Here is a 4620-nt window from a genome sequence, read left to right on the forward strand (position 1 = left end):
GCCACACCATATCGGCGCGCTGCCCGGTGGCCAGGGTGCCGATCTCGTCGGCCAGGCCCAGGAACGCGGCCGGCGTGGCGCTGGCCATGCGGCTGGCCATCGGCACGTCAGCGCTGGTCAGCGCCACCATCGTGCGCACCGCGCCCGCCATGTCGAGGCTGGAGCCGGCCAGCGTGCCGTTCTCGTCCTGGCACACGCCATCGGTCACGGTGATGGTACGGCCGTTCAACTCGAACGAACCGGCGCTCATCCCCACGCTGGGCATGGCGTCGGTCACCAGCATCAGTCGCTCGGTGCCTTTCATGCGCAGCGCGATTTCCAGCGCCGGCCCGGCCACGTGCACGCCATCGGCAATGATGCCGCACCACACCGCATCGTTGAGCAGCGCGGCGCCCACCATGCCCGGCGCCCGGTGCTGCAGCGGCGACATCGCGTTGTAGAGGTGCGTCACCCCGGTCAGCCCGGCGGCAAAGCCGGCCTGCGCCTCGACAAACGTGGCGTTGGTATGGCCCGCGCTGATGATCACGCCGGCCGCGCGCAGACGTTCCAGCGCCTGCGGTTCCACCTGTTCGGGCGCGATGGTCAGCATGACCTTGCCGCGCCGCGGGCGGCACAGTTCGGCCAGCAGGTCTTCATCCAGATGGCGGATCAGCGCTGGATCGTGCACGCCCTTGCGCACGGCATTGATGAACGGCCCTTCGATATGCAGGCCGACGATGCCCGGCAGGCCCTGGGCAATGGCGGCATCGACCACGTCGAGCGCTGCGGAAATCGCCGCCGGCGTATCGGTGATCAGCGTGGGCATCAGGGCCGTGGTGCCAAAGCGCGCGTGCGCCTGGGCAATCGTGGCCAGCCCTTCGACGGTGATATCGTTGTTGAGCAGGGCCCCGCCACCGCCATTGACCTGGCTATCGACAAAGCCAGGCAGCAACCAGCCGCCGTCGAGATCAACCACGGTGCCATCAACCGGCACATCGGTCGCAATATCCGCGATGCGCCCGGCCTCGATCTGCACCGTAGCCGCAGGAACGATGCGATCACCCAGCAGGATATGGCCGTTGGTAAACGCCAGAACGGTCATCGCGTGCGGGTCACTTTCGCCAGGAACGGAGGCTCGTCGGGATTGAAACCCCGGCTGATAGATAGCGCATTGACCATGCGATAAAAGCTCGCAATGCGCAGCAGCGGCGCGATCGCCTCGTCGGCGGCCACGGCGGGCAGCACGGTCAGGTTCGGCCCGGCGGGAACGGCTTCAGGCTCGGGCGTGGCCAGGAATACCTGCGCACCGCGTTCGGCGAAATCGGCGCAGACCTGGCGCACGTCGGCCCCGGCCTGGCCGCCGATGTCGAAACCCAGCACCGGGAAACCATCGCGCACGATCGCCATCGGGCCATGGCGCACTTCGGCAGAGCTGAACGCTTCGCCATGTAGGCCGCTGGTTTCCTTGAGCTTGAGCGCGGCTTCCTGCGCGATCGACAGGCCATAGCCGCGGCTGATCAGGAACAGGTTGGTGGCATCCTGCAGGCCGGCGCGGGCGGCGTCCCAATCCAGGGCAAAGCTTTCATCGAGCGCGGCGGGCAGGGTGGCCAGGGCCGCATTCAGCGCTTCGTCCTGGCTCCACGCGGCAACCAGCGCGGCAATGCCGGCCAGCGAGGTGATGAACGACTTGGTCGCCGCCACCGAGATTTCCGGCCCGGCGCACAGCGGCAGGGCCACATCGGCCATCTGCGCCAGCGGTGATTGATCGTTGTTGACCAAGGCCACCACCAGGGCGCCAGCGGCCTGATAGCGCTCTACCGTGGCGAGCATGTCGGGGCTGTGGCCCGACTGCGAAATGGCGATGCACAGCGGCGCGTTGCCTGTCGCGGCGCGCATCGGTGCATCATAGAGCGAGACGGTGGAGAACGCCGCCGAGGCAGTCGGCACGCCGAGCAGCGTTTCGATCATGTACTTGGCATAGGTTGCGGCATGGTCCGACGATCCGCGCGCACAGGTCAGCACCAAAGACGGCGGCGCCTGGCGCAGCCGCGCGCCAAGGTCTTCCAGGGCCTGGGCATTGTGGGCCATGAAGCGGGCAACCGCCGCGCCGGCCTCGGCCGCTTCGCGGTGCATCCAGGTGGCCGTGGCGCCTGCGCCCGGTTCAGGGGAACTTGTGGGCGTGATCAACTTGGCCTCCACGCAATAACCTTTCGGGTTGGTTGAACGATGGGATCGTGGTCTGTCGCGTGCCCTACCGGCAGCGCCGTGCAAGACAGGTTTGTTATACATGCCAGGCAAATGAGTGCAATGGTAGCAAATAGGTATTTTTTTGTCCTTGTGCCGTCTCCCGCACTATATGGCGAAAGCCTTGGTTTCGCTGCAAAGGGGTGGGGCCAAGCCGCTTTCGCATGCGTTGTCGAAACTCTGCAAAGCGCAGCGGCACAAGCGGCATTTTGTGGTAAGGCGCGCGACCTTATATAGCTGATTTATATAAATACCATGACAAATGAGCATGGGGGCTGGCGTCGTCCCGCATACGGTCAGCGGATCGCCAGCGCGGTTCTGCGGGACCAAAGGAGCCATCGTGCGCCGACCCAGTCGTGCAATCGGCCCTGCAATGGTATCACATGCAATTTGCCTGTTATGGCGGCCAGCGGAGTCTGAGGCGCCGTTCCGCGTGGCTTTCCGCAGCTCTCGCCCGCGCGCCGTGCGGGTGTGGAAACGATACCAATTTGCCGCCAGAATCATGGGCCTGGGCGATGCCTAATAACAGCGCGCCGCTTGGCTGCGTAGTCCGGCGCATCGCCGCTTTACGCCGCCTTCAGCGCGCCCCGCTAGATCATCGGGCCTGCCCAGGCATGGCAAAGGCGAGGATTTATGGCCGGCTCAACATTCTTCATCGGGTCGCTCGACCCCACATATCGCGACATCGCCCGGGTCGAGGCGGCGCTGGCCAGCGGTGACCTCGGTGCCCGGTTGGCGGTTCCGTTCGGCAATCGCCGCTCCGCCGTCCTGGCCGAGGCGATCAACCAGCTGCTCGACAGCGCCACTGCCCCTGCGCGCGATCTGGGCGCGGCGGTACAGGCCATGGCCAGCGAGCATGCACGCGGCGATATCGACGCGACCATCGCTGCCGATCGCTTCAAGGGCGAATTGCACCAGGTTGCCGGCGCGATCAACGCCATGGTGGGCGAACATATCGCCGTGAAGAAAAAGGCCATGGCCTGCGTCCAGGCGATCGGCGTGGGCGATTTCAACGCGCCGCTCGAAGCCTTCCCCGGCAAGAAAGCCTTCATCAACGAGGTGATCGAAACCCTGCGCGGCAACCTTATTGGCCTGATCCGCGACATGAACGCGATGAGCGCAGCGCACGACCAGGGCGATATCGATGTGGTCCTGCCGATGGAGCGGTATCACGGCGATTTCGCCACGATGGCGCAGGGCATCAATACGATGGTGGGCGAACATATTGCCGTCAAGAGAAAGGCCATGGCCTGTATCAAGGCGTTTGGCGAAGGCGATTTCGATGCGCCGATCGAGCAGTTCCCCGGCAAGAAGGCCTTCATCAACGACAATATCGAAGGGCTGCGCCGCAACCTGCGCGCGATCACCGGCGAGATCGGGCAGTTGATCAAGGCCTCCACCGCGGGCGAGCTGACCCGGCGTGGCGAGGCGCAGCGCTTTTCCGGCGATTTTGCCGGGCTGATCCAGGGCATCAACAGCATGCTCGACGCGATCCTGCTGCCCATTGCCGAAGGCAACCGCGTGCTCGCCAATGTCAGCGAGGGTGATCTGCGCGAAAAGGTCGAAATCGCCTGCGAAGGCGATCACCAGCGCATGAAGAACGCCATCAACGCCCTGGTGGACAATCTGCGCACCTTTGCCGGCCAGATCAGCGACGCCAGCGAAACCGTCTCGTCGAGCAGCCAGGAACTGGCCGCGAGTTCGCAACAGGTTTCCCAAGGCGCGGCAGAGCAGGCGGCCGCGAGCGAGCAGGCTTCTTCCGCGATGGAAGAGATGGCCGCCAACATCAAGCAGAACGCCGACAACGCCGCCCAGACCGAAAAGATCGCCCGGCAATCATCCAAGGATGCCGAAAGCTCGGGCGTGGTGGTCAGCCGGGCGGTCGAAGCCATGCGCACCATTGCCGACAAGATCGGCATCGTCCAGGAAATCGCCCGGCCGACCGACCTCTTGGCGTTCAATGCCGCGGTCGAGGCCGCACGGGCCGGGGAGCATGGCAAGGGCTTTGCCGTGGTGGCCAGCGAAGTGCGCAAGCTGGCGGAGCGCAGCCAGACTGCCGCTTCGGAAATCGGCGCGGTTTCTGCCGATACGGTCAAGGCCGCGACCGAGGCGGGCGACATGCTCGGCCGCCTGGTGCCCGATATCCGCCGCACCGCCGAACTGATCAGCGAGATCAGCGCCGCCTGCCGCGAACAGGATATTGGCGCCGGGCAGATCAACCAGGCGATCCAGCAGCTTGACCAGGTGACCCAGCAGAATGCTGGCGCCTCGGAACAGGTTTCGGCTACCTCGGAACAACTGGCCGAGCAGGCGGACGAATTGCAGGCCAGCCTTGGGTATTTCACGCTTGATGCCATCCCGCGCGCGGCACGCCCGGCCGGCGGCGCGCGCGGCGGC

3 protein-coding genes are annotated in these 4620 nt (G+C 65.4%); 1 reads left to right on the forward strand and 2 read right to left on the reverse strand.

Annotated elements, in window-relative coordinates; all coding sequences use genetic code 11:
- Positions 1-1081, reverse strand: a 1081-nt coding sequence (gene nagA, locus H926_RS26785) for an N-acetylglucosamine-6-phosphate deacetylase (RefSeq protein WP_022676206.1), incomplete at its 3' end; no start/stop codon positions are given.
- The gene (locus tag H926_RS0110215; protein WP_051146320.1) at positions 1078-2112 is read right to left on the reverse strand and encodes an SIS domain-containing protein; all 1035 of its coding nucleotides are present in this window, start codon (positions 2110-2112) and stop codon (positions 1078-1080) included. The genes nagA and H926_RS0110215, both read right to left, overlap by 4 nt.
- 744 nt (positions 2113-2856) lie before the next feature.
- Between H926_RS0110215 and H926_RS26790 the strand changes: the two genes are divergently transcribed.
- Positions 2857-4620, forward strand: a 1764-nt coding sequence (locus tag H926_RS26790) for a methyl-accepting chemotaxis protein (protein ID WP_022676208.1), incomplete at its 3' end; no start/stop codon positions are given.

Origin of the sequence: Novosphingobium sp. B-7 (genome assembly GCF_000410615.1) — a bacterium.
Lineage (GTDB): Bacteria > Pseudomonadota > Alphaproteobacteria > Sphingomonadales > Sphingomonadaceae > Novosphingobium > Novosphingobium capsulatum.

Excerpts from the sequence above, each read along its gene's own strand:
- H926_RS0110215 (WP_051146320.1), bottom strand. The coding sequence starts at position 2,112 with ATGCACCGCGAAGCGGCCGAGGCCGGCGCGGCGGTTGCCCGCTTCATG.